Origin of the sequence: Aestuariibacter salexigens DSM 15300 (assembly GCF_000429145.1) — a bacterium.
Taxonomy (GTDB): domain Bacteria; phylum Pseudomonadota; class Gammaproteobacteria; order Enterobacterales; family Alteromonadaceae; genus Aestuariibacter; species Aestuariibacter salexigens.
The window spans coordinates 1-19,264 of sequence record NZ_AUBH01000014.1 but is presented as its reverse complement, the minus strand read 5'-3'; the positions used below and the strand labels follow the sequence as shown (position 1 = coordinate 19,264).

20 protein-coding genes are annotated in these 19,264 nt (G+C 50.2%); 7 read left to right on the top strand and 13 right to left on the bottom strand.

The genetic code is table 11. From position 1 onward, the window contains the following. The first annotated feature begins 26 nt into the window (after positions 1 to 26). On the top strand, positions 27 to 1,325 hold the full coding sequence (locus tag G441_RS0114990) for an alkaline phosphatase (protein WP_026377113.1): 1,299 nt from the start codon (positions 27 to 29) through the stop codon (positions 1,323 to 1,325). Here the strand turns inward: G441_RS0114990 and G441_RS0114985 are convergent. Genes G441_RS0114985 through G441_RS0114930 form a run of 12 tightly spaced genes read right to left on the bottom strand, consistent with a single transcriptional unit; the run spans position 1,319 to position 11,925 of the window. Beyond that, positions 1,319 to 2,389 (bottom strand): lipocalin-like domain-containing protein, encoded by a 1,071-nt coding sequence (locus G441_RS0114985; protein WP_026377112.1) that lies wholly within the window; start codon positions 2,387 to 2,389, stop codon positions 1,319 to 1,321. The genes G441_RS0114990 and G441_RS0114985 overlap by 7 nt on opposite strands. Further along, positions 2,377 to 4,833 carry an ABC transporter permease gene (locus G441_RS0114980; protein WP_026377111.1) on the bottom strand — a complete coding sequence of 819 codons (2,457 nt, stop codon included), beginning with the start codon at positions 4,831 to 4,833 and terminating at the stop codon, positions 2,377 to 2,379. Before G441_RS0114980 ends, G441_RS0114985 begins: the two co-directional genes overlap by 13 nt. Then, positions 4,830 to 5,492: an ABC transporter ATP-binding protein gene (locus tag G441_RS0114975; protein WP_026377110.1), complete on the bottom strand. Its 663-nt coding sequence runs from the start codon at positions 5,490 to 5,492 to the stop codon at positions 4,830 to 4,832. Before G441_RS0114975 ends, G441_RS0114980 begins: the two co-directional genes overlap by 4 nt. Before the next feature lie 56 nt (positions 5,493 to 5,548). Next, entirely contained in the window at positions 5,549 to 6,274 is a 726-nt protein-coding gene (locus G441_RS0114970) for a VC0807 family protein (protein ID WP_051275644.1), read from the bottom strand. 40 nt (positions 6,275 to 6,314) lie between these two features. Next, positions 6,315 to 6,884, bottom strand: a complete 570-nt coding sequence (locus tag G441_RS0114965) for a rhomboid family intramembrane serine protease (RefSeq protein WP_051275643.1) — start codon at positions 6,882 to 6,884, stop codon at positions 6,315 to 6,317. Positions 6,885 to 6,892: 8 nt separating this feature from the next. Further along, entirely contained in the window at positions 6,893 to 8,056 is a 1,164-nt protein-coding gene (locus tag G441_RS0114960; protein ID WP_026377107.1) for a glutathionylspermidine synthase family protein, read from the bottom strand. A 15-nt stretch (positions 8,057 to 8,071) separates the two neighbouring features. Next, a complete protein-coding gene (locus G441_RS0114955) occupies positions 8,072 to 8,671 on the bottom strand; it encodes a DUF1190 family protein (protein ID WP_034475303.1) in 600 nt (199 codons plus the stop codon). A 16-nt stretch (positions 8,672 to 8,687) separates the two neighbouring features. Then, positions 8,688 to 9,104 (bottom strand): DUF350 domain-containing protein, encoded by a 417-nt coding sequence (locus tag G441_RS0114950; protein WP_026377105.1) that lies wholly within the window; start codon positions 9,102 to 9,104, stop codon positions 8,688 to 8,690. Positions 9,105 to 9,114: 10 nt separating this feature from the next. Continuing rightward, a complete protein-coding gene (locus tag G441_RS0114945; RefSeq protein WP_026377104.1) occupies positions 9,115 to 9,762 on the bottom strand; it encodes a YjfK family protein in 648 nt (215 codons plus the stop codon). A 3-nt stretch (positions 9,763 to 9,765) separates the two neighbouring features. Continuing rightward, positions 9,766 to 10,851: a potassium channel family protein gene (locus tag G441_RS0114940; RefSeq protein WP_051275642.1), complete on the bottom strand. Its 1,086-nt coding sequence runs from the start codon at positions 10,849 to 10,851 to the stop codon at positions 9,766 to 9,768. Further along, positions 10,841 to 11,521 carry a PspA/IM30 family protein gene (locus tag G441_RS0114935; protein ID WP_026377102.1) on the bottom strand — a complete coding sequence of 227 codons (681 nt, stop codon included), beginning with the start codon at positions 11,519 to 11,521 and terminating at the stop codon, positions 10,841 to 10,843. The genes G441_RS0114940 and G441_RS0114935 overlap by 11 nt, the downstream gene beginning before the upstream one ends. Positions 11,522 to 11,535: 14 nt before the next feature. Beyond that, positions 11,536 to 11,925 carry a YjfI family protein gene (locus G441_RS0114930; RefSeq protein WP_026377101.1) on the bottom strand — a complete coding sequence of 130 codons (390 nt, stop codon included), beginning with the start codon at positions 11,923 to 11,925 and terminating at the stop codon, positions 11,536 to 11,538. A 282-nt stretch (positions 11,926 to 12,207) separates the two neighbouring features. Here G441_RS0114930 and G441_RS0114925 point away from each other — a divergent pair, with 282 nt between their 5' ends. The 6 genes from G441_RS0114925 to secF all read left to right on the top strand — a co-directional run bounded on the left by G441_RS0114925 (position 12,208) and on the right by secF (position 18,234). Next, on the top strand, positions 12,208 to 12,420 hold the full coding sequence (locus tag G441_RS0114925; protein ID WP_240485154.1) for a DUF6471 domain-containing protein: 213 nt from the start codon (positions 12,208 to 12,210) through the stop codon (positions 12,418 to 12,420). A gap of 302 nt (positions 12,421 to 12,722) precedes the next feature. Continuing rightward, positions 12,723 to 13,775 (top strand): tRNA preQ1(34) S-adenosylmethionine ribosyltransferase-isomerase QueA, encoded by a 1,053-nt coding sequence (gene queA, locus G441_RS0114920; protein WP_026377099.1) that lies wholly within the window; start codon positions 12,723 to 12,725, stop codon positions 13,773 to 13,775. Positions 13,776 to 13,869: 94 nt separating this feature from the next. After that, on the top strand, positions 13,870 to 14,988 hold the full coding sequence (gene tgt, locus G441_RS0114915; RefSeq protein WP_026377098.1) for a tRNA guanosine(34) transglycosylase Tgt: 1,119 nt from the start codon (positions 13,870 to 13,872) through the stop codon (positions 14,986 to 14,988). Positions 14,989 to 15,020: 32 nt separating this feature from the next. After that, the gene (gene yajC / locus G441_RS0114910; protein WP_026377097.1) at positions 15,021 to 15,359 is read left to right on the top strand and encodes a preprotein translocase subunit YajC; all 339 of its coding nucleotides are present in this window, start codon (positions 15,021 to 15,023) and stop codon (positions 15,357 to 15,359) included. A gap of 77 nt (positions 15,360 to 15,436) precedes the next feature. Continuing rightward, entirely contained in the window at positions 15,437 to 17,281 is a 1,845-nt protein-coding gene (gene secD / locus G441_RS0114905) for a protein translocase subunit SecD (RefSeq protein WP_026377096.1), read from the top strand. Positions 17,282 to 17,292: 11 nt separating this feature from the next. After that, on the top strand, positions 17,293 to 18,234 hold the full coding sequence (secF, locus tag G441_RS0114900; RefSeq protein WP_026377095.1) for a protein translocase subunit SecF: 942 nt from the start codon (positions 17,293 to 17,295) through the stop codon (positions 18,232 to 18,234). Between the two features lie 363 nt (positions 18,235 to 18,597). On the opposite strand, the gene G441_RS0114895 is transcribed toward secF, so the two are convergent. Further along, positions 18,598 to 19,264, bottom strand: a 667-nt coding sequence (locus tag G441_RS0114895; protein WP_026377094.1) for an IS110 family RNA-guided transposase, incomplete at its 5' end; no start/stop codon positions are given.

Here is a 19,264-nt window from a genome sequence, read left to right as displayed (position 1 = left end):
TGTCGTCGCTTTTATTTGGTGTATCAATGAAACGAATTGCCGCCGTTGTTGCCTGCCTTGCCAGTTTGTCATCCGTTGCCGCAGAAGCACCCAAAAATATTATTATGATTGTCTCTGATGGGATGGGGCCTGCGTATACCAGTGCTTATCGCTACTATGCGGACACGAATATTGATGATGGTATAGATGAAACGGTGTTTGACAGGCACCTGGTTGGCATGGCCAGCACATACCCGGCGGCAGAATCTGGTTTGGTCACCGATTCAGCGGCGGGTGCTACGGCGTTGTCCGCGGCAGTGAAGACCTATAACGGCGCGATAGCGCTGGATGTCGATAAACAGCCGGTGCTGACTGTGCTTAACTATGCCCGCGAAAAAGGCATGAAAACCGGCATAGCCGTGACATCACAAATTGTGCACGCCACGCCTGCTGCTTACGTTGCCCACAACGTTAGCCGTCGTAATTACAACGACATTGCAGACAGCTTTTTCGACGATCGTATCAATGGCAAATTCAAGCTGGATGTCATGCTAGGTGGCGGTACACAATATTTTGACCGCAAAGATCGCAATCTGGTCGATGGATTCAAACAGGCCGGCTACCAGTACACCACCGACATTGATGAACTGACCAGTCTTCCCACCGATGCCCCTATTCTTGGCTTGTTTGGTGAAACAGGCATGGCGCCAGCTCTCGATGATGTGCCAGGACGCCTGAAAATCATGGCAGAAAATGCGACCAAGCGGCTTGCCAACGACAATGGTTATTTTCTGTTAATCGAGGCCAGCCAGGTTGATTGGGCTGGTCACGCCAACGATATCGCCTCGGCTATGGCTGAGATGCATGATTTGGCAATCACCATGGAATGGTTGGAAACCTACGTACAGCAACACCCTGACACATTGGTAGTATTAACCGCCGACCACAGTACAGGCGGGCTGACCATTGCTGCGAATGGCGAATATAAATGGGATCCGCAGTGGATAACGTCTATGAAGGGCTCACTCAGAGCACTGTCGGAAAACTTCAGTGCCAGTCAAGACCGAGTGTCTCTGGTTGAATCGTATTTTGGTTTTGAGCTTAATGACGAAGAAAAAGATCACGTGGCTGAAATTGAGGCGACCGCACCCCGTGATATCTACGATGAGCTTAAAGAGATTATTGATGAGCGCACCAACACCGGCTGGACCACCAGCGGCCACACCGGTGTCGACGTGCAAATCTTCGCGTTGGGTAAAGGTGCAGAGCACTTTAGCGGCCATCTTGATAATACTGATATCGCCAGACGTATTTTTACCCTGCTTGGCAACAAAAATTATCAGTAGCCGGTTAGCTCCATAAACCCCTCACCATGATGGGTGCCGTTAACATCAACGGCACCCTCATAGTAACTGAAGAATCCATTGTTCCACTGGTCTGCCTTGAACGGTGTGACCCTAATATCGATATCATGATCAGGGATAGTGATTTGCCAGCGCTGCGGGATCCCCCGTCCTTCGATGGTTTTTATGTCACTACCGATGATGCTGATTTGTTCAGGTGCCAGCGGTGTGACTTGTCCATCGGGTGTAATCAAGCTTCCGGTCACAAACTGCTGCTCGCCTCTATTGCGCATATTAAACACCATCAGTTTGTCACCATTATTCAGATGCAGTGAAAACCAGTCCCAGCCGAGCGTGCGGTTATCCAGATACTGAGATGTCCATTCATGATCGAACCAGCCACTGCCATGCACGTCGATTTGCTTACCATCAATATCGATGCGACCTGAAAGCGCAATAAATGGCTGACTGTAATAATAAGACGCCTGTTCGCCACTGGCAGACTTGCTACTGACCCCGCCATTACCATGCAGAACGTAGGGACCTGTGCGCTGCATGGTTAATTGATATGAGGCGTTTTCAAAGCTTGCATTAAGTGAAGCAGGAAACAGATCTTCGCTTTGCGACTGCCAGCGAAGTTCATCGAGATAGGCGGTAAATGGCGCATTTTCAACACCTGCGTTGCCTACACCGCCGCGAGCAAACCTTTCTGTAAACCATTTGCTTTCATTGGTATGGAGCGACGCGTGGGCCATATAAAACTGCCCGTCACTCCAGGGCGTGGCTGACGTACCGTTGTAAAAGCGAAACAGGGTCCACTGCAGCGGATAGCGTTGACCCTGATCATCGTAAAGGTTAGCGGTCAGATACCACCACTCAATGGCAAACTCAGGGTGGGCTCCGTGGTCGGCAGGAAACACAATTTGACAGTCTTTAGTGACTCGGCCAGGTACGGGATTAGCGCTCTGTAATCCGGCAAACAGGCGTGACTCTGTACTAGATTGTTCACTACAGGCTACCGCAAAAAGCATACTCAAAGTAAGTACACAGAATCTTAGCGCAGACACCGCAATTCCTCCGCCAGACTGTTTTTAGAGAGCTTGTTGATGGGTATCAGCAGCGCAAGCATGATCACCAGTGCGGTTACTAATAACGAACCCGTTAGAGTGGAGAAAGGAATAGTCAGTGGGTATGACCACTGAAAGGCCTGCACATTGATCACGTTTATTAACAGGAAGCTGAGTAACACGCCAAAGGGCAAGGCCAGTAGCATCGCAACAGCGCAAAGCACACCATACTGAAGCAGCATCGCATTACGCAGCTGTTTGGCGCTGACTCCCAGACTGCGCAGCAACGCGCGAGTGGGCTGATCTTCCATGCTGAAAAGCAGCAGCGAGGTGAGCAGTGAAAACGTTGCAACCAGCAGGGTAACGATATTAAGCCCATCGGTAATAAGGAAAGTACGATCAAAGGCATTTAATGACAGCGCTATCAACCCTTGCCGATCGTAAAGCCGGTAGGGTTGTCCGACACTATCCAGCCACTGTTCTATGTCAGCACGCGCTCCGGCCGTTGTGATACCCAGCACAGTAATGTCAAACTCGAAGCTGGAGAAAGCCGCGTCTGGCATTAACACCTGACTTGCCGGATTGCCATAATCAGGGTATACCGCCAGCACACGCAGCGAGGTGGGGGTAGCCTCGTTGGGCACAGTGAGCATCAGGCTATCACCCTCTGCAAGCCCCTCTCTGTACGCAAGCTGCTGATTAATCAGTACGCCAGTGCCTTTTGAAAAAGCCTGCCAGTCTATCGCTGTCTGGGCGCTTTTCTGCATAGCATGCTTAAAAGGCGCAGACAGTGGATAGGAGTAAATGGGTATCGGCGCACTGTTTAGCTCACCCTCGGTGCGTTTTCGACTGGTTATCGTCACACCTGCAGGCTCCGTGCTGATGAACTGCCCGGCATAGTCAGAATATACGTAGTAGTCTGCTACCAGACGATGCTCCAGCCACTGCTCAGTGGCAGTTCGAAAACTCGTCACCATTAAATTCATGCCAATATTCGCGGTTACCGCAATCACAAAAGCACAGAAAGCGATACGGCTGTAGGCAGAGATCTTAACACTGTGACTCAGCCCCCAATGCAGCAAGGGGGAGCTGGCATTGACGCGATGTTTGAGCGCGCCTAAAAGCACAGGTATCAGTCCGATGCACAGTGCCATCCCGCCTAAAATCAGCATCCCCATCGCGAGTAAAGATATCATCAGCGACGTCGACAACATGAGAAACACGCCGCTTGCGGCCAACAAACAACCTCCACCGGTCAGCCAACCTGTTACTTTTCCCTGTTGCGCAGGTTCTGTGTCAAGTCGACCTAATGTTGTGTTAATACCGTGCAATGGTAGCCAGCTGGCGATACTTACTCCAACTAGCGTAATCAGCATCGTTTTCACTATCAGGGGAACCATGGCGACTGCATTCAGGTCTCCGGTCACGCCGTATAAGCCGCTGAGCAGCTCGGTAATAGACGGGGCCAGGGCCTTGGCAAAATAGACACCGACGAACACGCCCGCCAGTGCACACAGTAACGACAATATCACCAGTTCAACAAGACAGCCTGTAACGATGGCACGTAACGGCACGCCGAGTTGACGACAGATGCGATAGACCGGCAGGCGGTCTGCGTGCAGTAACTGTAGCGCGTTCAGCACCACAAACAGACACACGATGTACATCAGAAGTGTCATGGCCAGTAAATTTAATTCAAAGCCGCTACCAATACCTTGTCCTTCCGTTACGTCGATGAGCGTTGATAGCTTGAGATGAGAGGGCAGGGCATTGTGCAACTGACTTATATCCGATTGCGGCGAGTCACTGACCACTAAAAGTGCATCAAGTTCGGATAAAGCGAACCGCGCCGATAATGGCGCAATATCCACCAAGAGTGTCCTGCCTAAGGTCGGCATATTAATGACCTTTAGCGTTGGCAGCCCTTTGCCCTCAGGCGTAGTAAGTAAGGCTGACTCTGATAGCCCTATATGTTTAGCGAAACCTTTATCTATATAGGTTTGGTAGGGCGGTTGCAGCAGCCCATCGAGGGGCACATCCGCGCCCGTTCGCGCATTACTCTGGCTGGTTTGCAATCCAAGTATTGCACTGCTGTCTATACCCTGAATGCTGAGCACGTGCTCCTCACCCTCTGAGGTAAGCACCGGCGTGCGCACCGATGCGGTAGCGACAAGTTGCTCAAACCCGGCTCGGCGCAGCGTGGCATAGTCACTTTTGGTTAAGGGCTGAGACGATGTCTTTGCTACGACCTGATGATAGACACCAGACAGTATGCCCCGATTACCCTGTTCAACGCTAAGCCGTGCCGCGTCATTCAGCACGATCACCGTGACCAGCCCGGCATTACCGATGACCACTGCGGCAAATACCAGCATCAGTCGCAGCCCGTCCCGACGATATCGTTTTAACAGGGTGGCAAGGAACTGAGTCGTGTTGTGCATCATGGTAAGAGATGTAGCTTGCCCTGTGACAAGGTATAGCGATGGCGGGCCCGCCCGGCAACAACTTGACTATGGGTAACGATAATCAGCGTGGTGTCGGTGTCTTCGCATAGCTGGTAAAGCAGCTCGGTCACCAGCGTACTGTTGTGTTCATCCAGATTACCAGTCGGCTCATCGGCTAAAACTAGCAGAGGTTTGTGGGCCAGTGCCCTGACAATGGCGACGCGCTGTTGCTCTCCGCCAGAGAGTTGCTCTACCGCAGCATGTCGTTTGTCTGTCAATCCGAGCCGATGCAAAAGTGAGTCTACGTAATCCGCATCGAGATTGTTGTTGAGTCGTGCGGGAAAACAGACGTTGTCCCACACATCAAGGCCTTGGATAAGATTAAAGCGCTGAAACACAATACCGACATGCTGGCGCCGGTAATTGTCGGCCTCACCTTCATTGAATTGGGTAACATGCTGACCGGCAACCTGAATATTACCGCTGTCTGGCGTTTCAAGGACAGCGAGAAGATTTAGCAGAGTGGATTTGCCACAGCCTGAGGCGCCAAGAATGGCAGCGCTTTCGCCCTTTGCTAGATCAAGATTCAGGTTGTTTAACACCTGTTGCGTGCGCTGACCCTGGGCGTAGCGTTTGCATACACCGCTCACCTTAATCATAAACGAGAGTTCCGACTGTCCGACTGTAACTCATTACGGTCAGAAAACGTTTAAGTTCAGCCCTGTTCGGCGAGGAAATACTCCAGCTCTTCGCCAGTAACTTTTTTAATTTGGGAGAACAGATAAAACAATGCGATAAACAACACGATCATGCTGGGGATCACAATAACCGGATAGCTTAAGGCTGTCATGCGGCCCAGCTCCTCCGTGTAGGCAGTCGAGCCCGGTGGGCTGACCAGGATGACTTTTGCCAGAATGTAATTAAGTGCCGAAGATAAGAAAAACGAGCTGGCAACAATGTACGAGCTTACCGCAACTTTTTTCTCGAACTCCTCCGTTTTGCCCTTCTGTTCCAACACGCCGTTTAGCTTTGGCCAGTTGATTAACTGATCATTGAGTATCAATAACTTCACCAGCGGCTTACTGGTTTTTTGCGTGATCAGGACAGCTAGCCCAATTACGGCAGGTATAGCAGCTTCTTTAATAGCAATGTATTCGGCGGGTAACTGTAGCAAGCTGATACCACCGGTCAGGATAACGGAAACAATGCCCAGCACGGAGAATACGTTCACTTTACCTGACAGCTTTAAATCATACAGTCCATAGGCAATGGGGAAGGCCAGCGCAACGACAATACTCCATGCTGGCCCGAGCCAGTCATCGCCAGCCAGATTGGTCATGATGACCACCGGAAGCACGATGTTGAATATCAGGTTACTAAAAAAGCCGCCCTGTTTTTTGGGCTCTATTGGCGATGAAGAAGATGGTGAAGGCTCAGACATAGTTAGAACGAAAACATAACATCAGGGACAGCATAATAAACTAACGTTTGGCCCAATACCATGCACCCATCAGGCCAGCAACAAAGCCAAAGAAATGTGATTCCCAGGAAATAAACGGGCGTGATGGCAGTACGCCAAACACCATACCGCCGTACAGGAAACCAACGGCCAGCGAAATCAAAATAAGTTTAACCTTGCCACTGAGTAGCCCGGCCAGCAACAGAAAGCCAAAGTACCCATAGATCACGCCGCTGGCACCCACATGTACCGCATGTCGACCGAATAACCAGACCAGCACACCCGTGGTGAGGATGATCCAAGCACTGATGCCAATACAACGTCTTCCGCCGTGTTGCAGCATCAGCAGCAGGAAAACGCACAGGGTGACGATATTTGACAGGAAGTGTCCCAGACTGCCATGCAGAAACGGGCTGAACAGTACTCCAGGCAAGCTGCCAAGTTGGCGGGGTATCAGACCAAACAGGTTAAGCAACCGCCCGGTAAACAAATTAATGACTTCCAGCGCTGTCAGCAAAGCAAACACCCACAGTACAACTTTGATCTGTTGTTCAAATTTAAGCGGTGTGAAACGAATCGAGCGTGTCGGCATGCTTGACCTCACAAAATGATGTGGGGCAGGTAGCGGGATAAGTCCTGCGTGATCGGACTGCTGTCTTCCCGGATAGAAATGCCCGCAGGCTCATCGCCTATCAGCCAGCTGCCAATCAGCGTGTGGTTATCGGCAAAGCGTGGTAAGGCGCAATATTGCTGCACAATAAACCCTTCTTCACCATAAGGGCCATCGGTGGCATAGGTCTCACTACCATTTTTAATGACGCTAATATTGGCGCCTTCGCGGGAAAATATCGGCTTTTTTACCCATTGTCCGTGGTCAGTCTTGCCAGCCTCGTCGGCAAAATAAGCGGGCAACAGATTCGGGTGGTTTGGAAAGGCTCGCCACAGCATTACCAGCAACGCTTTATTCGACAAGATGGATTTCCATATAGGCTCGAGCCAGTTTACCTGTGCCTCGTCGATATGTTTTGCAAACTCCTCGCGCAGCATAAACTCCCATGGGTACAGTTTAAACAGACTTTCAATGGGAAGATCTTCCAGATCAGTAAACGCGCCGGTATCGGCAAGACCAATGTCTTCGATATACACAAATCGATCGGAGAGCCCCGCCTCTTTGGCACAGTCCTGAAGGTATTGCACCGTACCACGATCTTCTTCCGTATCCTTACAGCAGGCAAAATGCCACTGCTCACTTTGATAGTGATGGGCAATGTCGGCAAAGCGATTGACCAGTTTTTCCTGTACAGAATTAAACTGGTCGGCTCCTTTAGACAATTTGCCGGTGTCTACCAGCTCTTCTAGCCAAAGCCACTGCCAGAAACCAGACTCATATAAAGACGTAGGCGTATCGGCATTGTTTTCCAGTAGTTTGGCTGGTCCCTTGCCGGTGTAGACTAAATCGAGTCGTGAGTACAACGACGGATCGCGCCGCCGCCAGGAGTCAGCAACGGCCTGCCAATGCAACTCGGGAATACCAAACTTTGCCAGCAGCTCTTCATCCGCAACCACGGTATCAATCACACTCATACACATCTGCTGCAGTTCAGCAGTGGGATCTTCCAGATCCTTTTCGATTTGTTGCAAGGTGAATTGATAATAGGCCCGCTCATCCCAGTAAGGCTCGCCGTACATGGTGTGAAAATGAAAACCAAATTCACCGGCTCGGCGTCGCCAGTCGGGTCTCTCGTTTATTGGAATGCGCAGCATAATAAGGTTCGAGCGTTATCCGCCCCAGCCTGATGAGCGTGACGACCCCCAGCTTGATTTCGCCCGCACGCTGCTGCCAAATCCGCCGCGTTTAATGGTGCGGTTAACCGCGGGCTTAGGCTTGAAAGCGTCTTCACGAACCCGCACCTTGCGGGTGCGCAAGTCACCATAGTCGCGACCGTCAGCCATCATCCATCGATAGCGAAGCGGCGAGTAGCGTGAATAAGAGGTGTACATGGGCTGGTAATAGTAAGAACGGTTAGACACCAGATTCCCTATCATAAAACCGGCCATCATGGGCATCCAGAACGACCCACCACCGACGTCCTGAACACGGCACTGATTGGCGCCGAATTCATACTCACAGTCATATTCACTGTTATATTTAGGGCCAGTGCGACGGGCCTCTTCCAGCGCCTGCTGGTAGGCACTCTGGCACTGTGTTGCATATTCAGGGTTATCATTCACGCATTCGTCTACGCTGCTGTAGATAAACGCTTCCTGACGATCACCGCAGCCGCTTAGCACCACCGCCGCAACGCCAGCACTAATAGGCTTGAGTGCAAACGCTTTGCGCATGCGTGACAGGTTTATTGAAGAAGTACGTTTACTCATCTTCAGTACCCCCTGCCTAGTACGTCATGCAGGCTGCGTTTAACAAACCTACGGCGATAGACATGGATGCCAGCATTACCCCGGCTGAGACTTCATTGTTATCAATACGCTCGGCAATTTTGGGCATAAAGGTAAAGCGCAGCAGGGCAAATGCCAGTGCCTGTGCGACGATGGCGACCACACCCCAGATCACAAAATCAACCAGTGACTGAGAGTTCGATACTGCGCCTGCCAGTGCTGTGCTGAAGCCGACCATGGCACCACCAAACCCAATTGCCGCCGCAACATTTTTATCTTCTTTGACCAGCTTCCATTCGTCCTGAGGCGTTACAAACGCATAGACGATCTTGAAAATAAACAGCAATGCGATGGCAATGGCGAAATACAGGGCAAAGCTGCTCAATCCTGCAATAGAATCCATGATAGCGTTCATACGATTTTTCCTATCCGTTAATTTTGATATCGGCGGGTGACAGATTAAAGCCGGTGCTTAGAACGAGGCAACGGTCCGCATTGTGGCCGACAATTTTTTCTTCACCGCTGACCAGCAGACTTTCAAATTCACCATTTTCAAGCTCGCGCTCATATAGCATCACAAACTGGTCTGTTTCGGAAGTGTCACCGTCTTCTTCATAGGTTTTCTCGGTCATGGCGACTGGCGGTGAACTCTCACCTACGGCGTCCCACACCCGAGTAAAACTGTGCTCGTTGAGCATGTAAGAGGGCTGCGAAATGTCTTTATTAAGTAAGGTTTGCCATTGGGCATCGCTGCCCACCGTCTTGGTGTCGTAGAAATACCAGAGCTTAACGTCAGTAATGTGGTTCTCGCTGTCGCCACCATCCAGAATGACCTGCACAAATGCGTCATCATCTGTATAGAAGCGCAGAATTTTGCCGCCGCTGTCCAAATGCACTTCGCCTACTGCCTGTATCAACTGTTGAGGGGAGGCGCCTTCGATACACAGCTGTGGTTCCATCAAGCGTAGCTTAAGTGCGTCCAGCTCAAATGAGCCGCCCAAGTACAGGCCCATGATCTCTGGCGCTTGCGGGCCCTTCGGTGTTTTATCTTTACCAAACCATTTGGAAAACATGACTTACTCCAACAACGCCCAATTCAAATCATTGATGCGATGATCTGAAATGTAAAACAGCTTATCGCCGGGCGAGATGACTTCATCCATCGGCGGATTGACCTTTATCGCCGTAGCATTGGTGCCTGGTGCAAAACCAATAAAGGTGGCGTCGTAGTGCTTTTTCAAACTGTTGAATACCTGCTCGACACTGCGCGCATTGACCGTCAATGGCAGCGCCACGGAATACTGCGCCTGACCCTCTTCAACACTGATTAGGTCGTGGTGTAGTACGCTGGAGCCCGGATCAAACGCTGATTTAGCCAGCATTTCCACCGCTACACTGGGCGTACATTCGACGTTAGGGCAATGGGTTTTGAGCAAATCTGCCAGACTGTCATCCTGAAAATAGGCAACCACATGTGCGCTATCGTTCCGTTTAGCGCAATACAGCGCCGTGGCCAGGGTCATGTCATCCTGCGGGTTATCAATTAATATGGTGCGTGCTCGTGCGACGCTGGCGCGGTCCATGTCGTCATCTTTATTGAACGAGTTAACTTTAATAAATTCTATTTCACCGGGCAGTGGATTCTCTATATCGACCCTGACGCATAACATGATTTCTGGCTTATCTGCTGACTCAGCACGCTCTTTCAGCAACAGCTTGAGCAGATGCTGAGTTCTGTTTTCATTCCACCCAATTACCAGTAAATGATCGTTTAATTCAACGCTATTCAATCCTTTTACCCCCCTTCGCCACTGCTCTGACACCCAGGCTGCAACGCGACCCACTGCCAGTGCGAACAATGTCAGCCCGAACGGGATGATATAAAACGCAACAATGGTCTTGCCCATTGGCGTGCTGGGCGACATGTCACCATAGCCCACTGTTGAGCCTGTAACGGCCAGCCAGTAGATAAAGTCAGCCGGCTCAAGCAGCGCCGTTTCACCGGACAGATCTAGCAGCCACCAGCTACTGATGCCATAAAAAATGAGCGCCAGTACAATGGTGTACCAGCGCGCTTCAACAAAATAGCGCGTGACAATCTTACGAACCTTAACCCAGGTTAATTGCGGTAGCGCGCTGTCTTTGGATTGCTTAGTTGCCAAGGATCCTGCTCAGTTCATCATCTGCACTGGATTTACCACCTTTGATGCCCGCCTCGGCCAGACGCTTTTCAAGATCATCGCTTGATTCTGAGGCGGCCAGCTCTTCCGCGGCTTGCAATTCTGCACCGCGCAGTTTTTGACGTTCCTGAATGCGTGACAAAGATTCGGTCGCGGTTTTCATTTTAGTGTTGGCACCCATGTGACGGGATGACACTGCAACCTGGGCTTTTTGTACCGATTCGGTTGCCTTGACCATATCTACCTGCTGCTCAAGACGACGCAGATTGGCTTTGGCCTGGCTAATATTCGCCGCCAGTTGCTTTTCAGACTGAATGAACTGATCGAGATAGCTTTGCTCGGTGTCCATTTCCGCGCGTAAGTCCGACACTTTTTGTGCACAATCCAGCGCCAGTTGACGATCTGTGTCGACCGCTTTGCGGGCATGTTCCTCATATTCAGCAATAGACTTCTTAAAACCATCTACTTTCTGCTGCGACAATTTGCACTTGGCTAAAATCTGCGTGCGTGCATGGTCAGATTTGCGCAGCTCGTCCTTTGCTTCGCGGATTTCCTGTTCCAGGATCCGAATAGCCTGACTGTCTACCACGGTCTGCGCAGCTTCAGTTGCGCCGCCCTTTACAGCTGTAATCAATTTTCTCCACACCGACATCGTCTTCTCCTCGATTACCCAAGATGTTCCTGAAAGGCATCAATAAATGCCTCTACGTTCTGGAACAACGTTTCAATTTCGATCACGATACTTTCGGCTTTTGACTGTGAACTCAGTGCCCCAAATGCAGTGTAATACTCTTCACCGCCAACAGCAGATATGCCCACCGTTGTCAGAGGAAACAGCATATGTGTGCGCAGGATCTCACCGTTCAGGGCATTGACATCCTTGACTTCGCTCACCGCAAACAACAACGACTCGATCAGAATTTGCTCGCCACTAATGGCCAGCCATGCGTCGATGCCATCACTGTTGGCAATCAACAAGCACTGTTCTTCTCGGGTGACCACCAGTTCGTCGTGGTCTTTCAACAGGCTCTCAAGTTGCTCAAGATCCCAGGTCATACATACTCTCCTGTTTATGACATTGTTGCGTGATAATATGACTAAACTACATGACGTAGCGACACGCGTTTAATTGACTACTATGTATACCGAAAGCACGTTGGTCAACTGTTGTCAGTGTAGTCATTGAAAAAACCATTAGTCAAACTTTATTTTTGCTAAATGGTTAATAAAGTGTTTTTATGTAAAAAATAATTCACGTTTAGGGTGGTTTTTGTTTTGCCGAATTTGTCGACTCAATCCGAATGGCGCCAGCTGGTGCAGCGTCTTATAAAGGCAGAAATGTCAAAGCGAGGCGTGAAATATCAACAACTTAGCGAGCGACTTGGCGCGATAGGTATCGAACAAAGCGCAGATAACCTGCGCAATAAAGTGAACAAAGGGATCCTGGGTGCAGACTTATTGTTACAAGTTATGTATGTGCTGAACATACGTCAGATAGACCGTCAGGATTTACACGATATGCTGCAGGAACTCGGCGTGAAAGTGGACTGAACGCACTCATCATGTGGTCCGCGGGGCGATTAAAAAAAAAGCCCGGCATGTAGCCGGGCAAACAATGTACTAGGAGAGCATCACGCATAAAAACTACTATGAAGTATACGTATCTGTGTAATCTTTCACCAACGAGATTGGGTATACAGAAAGATCTATAGGTATATAGAAAAATACTTGAATCAGCAAAGCGTAAATCGAATCTGTACCTCGAATTATTCTGTCCATTTTCCACTCCCTTTAGCGCTGACTTGCTGTAAAATGCCGCGCCACATCTTCGATACATAGAGAATGATAACTTCATGAAGCTTGCAGATTTTCATTTTGACTTGCCGGAACATTTGATTGCCCGCTATCCGATGAAGGATAGGACGGCGAGCCGCTTGCTTCACCTAGAAGGAAATACGGGTAACATTGAGCACTGCCGCTTTACTGATATTCTTGACTTGCTCAATCCAGGCGATCTGCTGGTATTCAATAATACCCGTGTTATCCCGGCCCGTATGTTGGGAGAAAAAACGACCGGCGGTAAGGTTGAAGTACTGGTAGAACGATTGCTTGATGATCACACAGTGTTAGCGCATGTGCGTGCTAACAAGTCGCCGAAGCCTGGAAATACGCTTATTCTCGAAGACAAAGTTGAAGCCACCATGCTGGAGCGACAAGGCGACCTATTTAAGCTAAAAATTGAAGGGGAAAAGCCGGTGTTAGCCGTGCTTGAAGAATACGGTCATATGCCGTTGCCTCCTTACATCGACCGCCCGGATGAGGACAGCGATAAAGAACGTTATCAAACGGTCTATAACGAAAAGCCGGGTGCAGTAGCTGCACCGACTGCTGGACTGCATTTCGATGACGACATCCTGGTTAAACTCAAAGAAAAAGGTATTCAGCAGGCTTTCATTACACTGCATGTCGGTGCTGGTACATTCTCACCAGTGCGGGTTGAAAATATTCAGGAACACCAGATGCATAGCGAATATGCTGAAGTACCACAAGACGTCGTGGATGCCATTATTGCCACTAAAAATGCGGGTAATCGGGTGATCGCGGTCGGCACAACGTCGGTGCGTTCGCTGGAATCAGCGGCGGCAGCATGCGCCGGTGACGAGATCATTGCGCCATTTATGCAGGATACGGATATCTTCATCTATCCTGGCTTCGAGTTTAAGGTGATTGATGCCATGATCACCAACTTCCATCTGCCTGAGTCGACCTTGATCATGCTGGTCAGCGCGTTTGCCGGCAAAGAGAATATTCTCGAAGCTTACCGTCAGGCGGTTGAACAGGAATATCGTTTCTTTAGCTATGGTGATGCGATGTTGCTGGAAAGAAAAACACAGAAGTCAACGTAGCGGTTTAAGCCATCAACACGCTCTAGTATACTCCGGCGCCAGATAACAAAGCGCCGGACTGTTTTCCGGTCGGCTTTACAGGAATATAAACGTAATGAAATTTGAGCTTTCAACCACAGATGGCAAGGCCAGACGTGGAAAACTGGTATTTGAGCGAGGCGTAGTTGAAACGCCTGCGTTTATGCCAGTCGGTACTTATGGCACCGTTAAGGGCATGACACCGGAAGAACTGGCTGACACTGGTGCACATATCTGTTTGGGTAACACCTTCCACCTGATGTTGCGTCCAGGCACAGAAATCATCCGTCAGCATGGTGATTTGCACGACTTTATGCACTGGGATAAGCCGATCCTGACAGACTCCGGCGGCTTTCAGGTATTCAGTCTCGGCGACCTGCGTAAAATCACCGAAGAAGGTGTGACCTTCCGCTCGCCGATAAACGGTGAAAAAATTCTGCTGACGCCCGAGAAGTCCATGCAGGTGCAGCGCGACTTAGGCTCTGACATCGTGATGATTTTTGATGACTGTACGCCTTATCCTGCGACTGAAGCGGAAGCCCGTCGTTCGATGGAGATGTCGATTCGCTGGGCCAAGCGCAGTAAGGATGCGCATGGCGACAACCCTTCTGCCTTATTTGGCATCGTTCAGGGCGGCATGTACGAAAATCTGCGCGATATTTCATTGCAGGCGCTGACCGAGATAGAGTTTGACGGCTATGCCATTGGCGGTCTGTCGGTCGGTGAACCGAAAGAGGATATGGTACGCATTCTTGACCATACCGCGCATAAATTACCTGAAAACAAACCGCGCTATCTGATGGGCGTTGGTAAGCCTGAAGACATCGTAGAAGCGGTGCGTCGCGGTATTGATATGTTTGACTGCGTCATGCCGACCCGAAACGCACGTAACGGTCATCTGTTCGTCAGCGAGGGCGTCATCAAGATCCGCAATGCCAAGCATAAGACGGATACCCGTCCGCTGGATGAAAAATGTGATTGTTACACTTGTAAAAACTATTCTCGGTCATATCTCCACCACTTAGACAAGTGCAACGAGATACTTGGGGCGAGGTTAAATACCATCCACAACCTGCACTATTACCAGACGGTAATGCGCGGCTTGCGAGATGCCATTGCACAACAGAATCTGGACGAATTTGTCGCCGGCTTCTATGCCGAGAAGGGTATGGTCGTGCCAGAGCTAAAAGATTAATTTAATAACAACAAGAGAGTTTGAGGATTATTATGGACTTTTTCATTTCTAACGCATATGCACAACAAGCCGGTGCAAACCAGGGCGGCGGTTTCGAAATGCTGATCATGCTGGCCGTGTTCGGTTTGATTTTTTATTTCATGCTGTATCGCCCACAGGCCAAGCGCGTCAAAGAGCACAAGAACCTGGTGTCTTCACTGAGTAAAGGCGATGAAGTGTTGACCCAAGGTGGGCTGGTTGGCCGCATCACTAAGGTAAGTGACGATAAAGACTTTATCGAAATCGCGCTGAACGATAACAACAATATCGTTATCCAGAAGCAGTCAGTGACTGCCGTTCTGCCAAAAGGCACGATGAAATCTGTCCAGTAATAATCGCAAGCAGGGCGGCAGGCTGAAACGACATGCCGCCCGTTTAATTTTTAAAAACACCGCATGAGGAATTCGCAGTGTTAAATCAAACCCCGCTATGGAAGCACATTCTGGTCATTCTGCTGATTGGTATGTGCGCTCTGTATGCTCTCCCCAATCTGTATGGCGAAGATAACGCCGTGCAAATCTCCGCCGGCCGTAACGCCGTGGTTGACAGCTCACTTCTGAGCCGCGTCGAGCAGACGCTGAACGCCGAGAACATAGACGTCAAACGGGTTGAATTCGAAGATGAGCGCATCCTGGTAAGATTAAAAGACTCTGATACGCAGCTTGTTACACGTGAACTGCTTGAGCGGGAGTTAGGTGAAGATTACGTTGTAGCGATGAACCTGGCACCAGACACACCCTCTTGGCTGGAAGAAATTGGTGGTTCACCCATGAAGCTCGGTCTTGACTTACGAGGCGGCGTACACTTCTTGATGGAAGTGGATATGAACAGCGCAATAGATAAGGCGCTGGAAGATATGGTCGGTGATTTTCGCACCGCGCTGCGCGAAGAAGGTTTGCGCTATCGCACCGTGCGTCAGGAATCTGACCACGTGGTGATCCAGTTTCGCGATGAGGAAACACTGGACAGCGCAGAGTTTTTCCTGAAAAACCGTAACCGCGATTTGGTCTTCACCGAAGAAGACAGTCTGATACTTGAGGCGCGTCTATCTGAGCAGCGCATTCTTGAAGTTCGCGATTATGCGGTACAACAAAACATTACTATCATCCGAAACCGTGTTAACCAGCTTGGTGTGGCAGAACCGGTGGTACAGAAGCAGGGCGCTGACCGCATTGTAGTGCAACTGCCCGGCATTCAGGACACGGCCCGTGCGAAAGAAATTCTTAACGCAACGGCGACCCTGGAATTCCGTATGGTTGACCAGGACAATGATATTCGTGATGCGATGGATGGCCGTGTGCCGCCTGGCTCACAGCTGATTGATGACCGTCAGGGTATTCCACAGCTGCTCGAAAAGCGCGTAATGCTGACAGGTAACCACATTATTGATGCTGCCAGCGGTGTCGATGAGTACGGCATTCCGCAGGTCAACATTTCTCTTGATTCGAAAGGCGGCAATAAAATGTCGCAGGGCACCAAGGACAACATCGGTAAGCCCATGGCAACCGTGTTTATTGAGTACAAAGCCACGGGCGACCGTGACGCCAACGGCCGTCTTATCTTTGAGAAAAACGAAGAAGTGATTAACGTCGCGACAATTCGCGCACGTCTGGGCAGCAGTTTTAGAATTACCGGCCTTGATTCACCTAAAGAAGCCCGCGACCTGGCGCTTCTTCTGCGTGCTGGTGCCCTGATTGCCCCAATCCAGATTGTTGAAGAGCGCACCGTAGGACCGAGCCTCGGACAGGAAAATATCGATCTGGGTATGCAGGCTATCATGTGGGGTCTGGCGGCTGTGTTGGTATTTATGCTTATTTACTATAAAGCGTTTGGCGTAGTGGCTAATGTTGCGCTACTGACAAACCTGGTGATGATCGTTGGCGTAATGTCGATGATACCAGGCGCGACACTTACCCTGCCTGGCATGGCCGGGATTGTTTTGACCGTTGGTATGGCGGTCGACGCCAACGTGCTTATCTTCGAACGAATACGAGAAGAACTGCGCGATGGAAGAAGTCCGCAGCAGGCCATACATCATGGCTATGACAGCGCCTTCTCGACCATTCTTGATGCCAATATCACCACCTTTATCGCTGCGCTTATCCTATTTGCAGTGGGGACCGGACCGATTAAAGGCTTCTCGATCACGCTGATGATTGGTTTGATCACATCGATGTTCACCGCCATCATTGTGACCCGTTATATCGTCAATGCCGTGTACGGCGGTCGACGCTTGAAGTCACTGGCGATTTAAGGAGCAGCACAATGCAATTATTAAAACTGGAAAATACGGTCAATTTCATGAAGCTGCGGGTGCCGGCGCTGGTGCTCTCTACTATTTTGATCATTGGCTCGCTGGTGTCATTGTCTGTCAATCAGCTTAACTGGGGGCTGGATTTTACCGGCGGTACGCTGATTGAAGTTGGCTATCCGTCGGCTGCTAACCTTGACGAGGTGCGCACTGAGCTAACCGCTGCAGGCTTTGCTGACGCCGTGGTACAAAACTTCGGCAGTAGCCAGGATGTACTGATCCGAATTGCTCCTCGCGAAGGTGTGAAAGCGGCGACCATTGGTGATCAGGTATTGGCTGCCCTACGCACCGGCGAAGCGGGCGTGGAAATGCGTCGCATCGAATTCGTTGGTCCTAACGTGGGTGAAGAGCTTACTGAGCAGGGCGGTCTGGCGATGCTGGTCGCACTTATCTGTATCCTTATTTACGTTGCGATGCGTTTTGAATGGCGCTTTGCACTGGGTTCAGTGTCGGCGTTGGCGCACGATGTTATTTTGACGTTGGGCCTGTTCTCGGTGCTGCAGCTGGAGTTTGACCTGACGGTACTGGCCGCCGTGCTTGCGGTGATAGGGTACTCGCTCAACGATACCATTGTTGTATCGGACCGTATTCGTGAGAACTTCCGCAAAATTCGTAAAGGCGAGCCAGAAGAGATTATTAACGTATCGCTGACGCAGACGCTCAACCGAACCATTGTCACTTCATTGACTACAGTGCTGGTGTTGCTGGCGCTGTTCTTCAAAGGCGGTGCATTGATCCACGGCTTCGCAACGGCACTGCTGTTTGGTGTGATTATCGGGACGTATTCGTCAGTCTATATCGCCAGCTCGGTTGCACTGATGCTGGGTGTCAGCCGCGAAGACCTGATGCCACCGGAAGTCGAAAAAGAAGGAGCGGATCTAGATCCGATGCCTTAGATACCGTCTGCCATGGTAATAAAATAGGCCGGGTGCTATCGCACACCGGCCTTTTTAATGCTTGTCATTGCCGCGACCCTCTATTGTCAGTGGCGCGCTCTTATATTGTCATTGCCGTATATGGACTCCTCCTGCATTGCAACACGTTTGGTGCGAGTAAATGGGTTAGATGCGTGCGTATATTCGGACTCTTAATGGGTAGCGAACCCTGTCCATCGATGTATTCGCCCCTTCATGCCTCTTCGCGCAGACAGTATTAAATACTGCGGCAATGATCAGGCTCTTGAAGGTCGGTCTTACCTATTTACTGTTGCATTTAACGTATTGCAATTGCTCGGTTAATTTAGGTTTTATCGTGCTGGTTTAGGCTGCGCGATACTCAGTATTGTGATGCAGTATTGCCCACGCGATTCTGACAGTCTTGTTGGCCAATGCGACAGCAGCACGGCGCAGTCCTCTTCGCTCTATTAAGGCTTTGAGCCAGATTTCTGTTTTTGTTTTCGGCTCCTTATGAATAAGGACTTTGACCTTGGCCAGGGCTCCCTGAATCAGATTCGACCTGAGTTTTTTATTGGCGATGTATTTACTGATACCCAGCATGACAGTTTTTCCACCTGTACTGTGTTGCTTGGGCGTTAAGCCAATGCACGCTGCTGCCTCCCGCCCGTTCTTGAATGAGGCGCCTGTGTCACCTAATGCCAGATACAGTCCCAGAGCATTGACATCGCCAACACCGTCCAGCGCTTTCAGCATTGAACACTTGGGGTGTGCATTGATAGATTGCTGCTGACGTTTACTTGAGGTCTGTATTAACTCATCCAGCTCGAGCCAGAACTGATACAGCCGGTGTATCTCACCTCTTAACACATCCGGTAAGCCATTCTCAGCATCTTCCAGGATATCCGGTATGGCTTTTACCAGGGAGCGTTTGCCTTTCGCTACGGTGATACCAAACTCATACAGGATACTTTTTAATAGATTGTTCGTGGCGATTTGCTCATCTACATAGTGCTCCCTGATACGCTCACTG

What these genes read in the sequence shown, in the direction of transcription:
- G441_RS0114945 (WP_026377104.1), bottom strand. Translation starts at nt 9,762, where the DNA reads ATGTTTTCCAAATGGTTTGGTAAAGATAAAACACCGAAGGGCCCGCAA.
- queA (WP_026377099.1), top strand. Translation starts at nt 12,723, where the DNA reads ATGAAGCTTGCAGATTTTCATTTTGACTTGCCGGAACATTTGATTGCC.
- G441_RS0114970 (WP_051275644.1), bottom strand. Translation starts at nt 6,274, where the DNA reads ATGTCTGAGCCTTCACCATCTTCTTCATCGCCAATAGAGCCCAAAAAA.
- G441_RS0114930 (WP_026377101.1), bottom strand. Translation starts at nt 11,925, where the DNA reads ATGACCTGGGATCTTGAGCAACTTGAGAGCCTGTTGAAAGACCACGAC.
- G441_RS0114950 (WP_026377105.1), bottom strand. Translation starts at nt 9,104, where the DNA reads ATGAACGCTATCATGGATTCTATTGCAGGATTGAGCAGCTTTGCCCTG.
- G441_RS0114975 (WP_026377110.1), bottom strand. Translation starts at nt 5,492, where the DNA reads ATGATTAAGGTGAGCGGTGTATGCAAACGCTACGCCCAGGGTCAGCGC.
- G441_RS0114980 (WP_026377111.1), bottom strand. Translation starts at nt 4,833, where the DNA reads ATGATGCACAACACGACTCAGTTCCTTGCCACCCTGTTAAAACGATAT.
- G441_RS0114955 (WP_034475303.1), bottom strand. Translation starts at nt 8,671, where the DNA reads ATGAGTAAACGTACTTCTTCAATAAACCTGTCACGCATGCGCAAAGCG.
- G441_RS0114990 (WP_026377113.1), top strand. Translation starts at nt 27, where the DNA reads ATGAAACGAATTGCCGCCGTTGTTGCCTGCCTTGCCAGTTTGTCATCC.
- G441_RS0114960 (WP_026377107.1), bottom strand. Translation starts at nt 8,056, where the DNA reads ATGCTGCGCATTCCAATAAACGAGAGACCCGACTGGCGACGCCGAGCC.
- G441_RS0114925 (WP_240485154.1), top strand. Translation starts at nt 12,208, where the DNA reads ATGTCAAAGCGAGGCGTGAAATATCAACAACTTAGCGAGCGACTTGGC.
- yajC (WP_026377097.1), top strand. Translation starts at nt 15,021, where the DNA reads ATGGACTTTTTCATTTCTAACGCATATGCACAACAAGCCGGTGCAAAC.
- tgt (WP_026377098.1), top strand. Translation starts at nt 13,870, where the DNA reads ATGAAATTTGAGCTTTCAACCACAGATGGCAAGGCCAGACGTGGAAAA.
- G441_RS0114965 (WP_051275643.1), bottom strand. Translation starts at nt 6,884, where the DNA reads ATGCCGACACGCTCGATTCGTTTCACACCGCTTAAATTTGAACAACAG.
- secF (WP_026377095.1), top strand. Translation starts at nt 17,293, where the DNA reads ATGCAATTATTAAAACTGGAAAATACGGTCAATTTCATGAAGCTGCGG.
- G441_RS0114935 (WP_026377102.1), bottom strand. Translation starts at nt 11,521, where the DNA reads ATGTCGGTGTGGAGAAAATTGATTACAGCTGTAAAGGGCGGCGCAACT.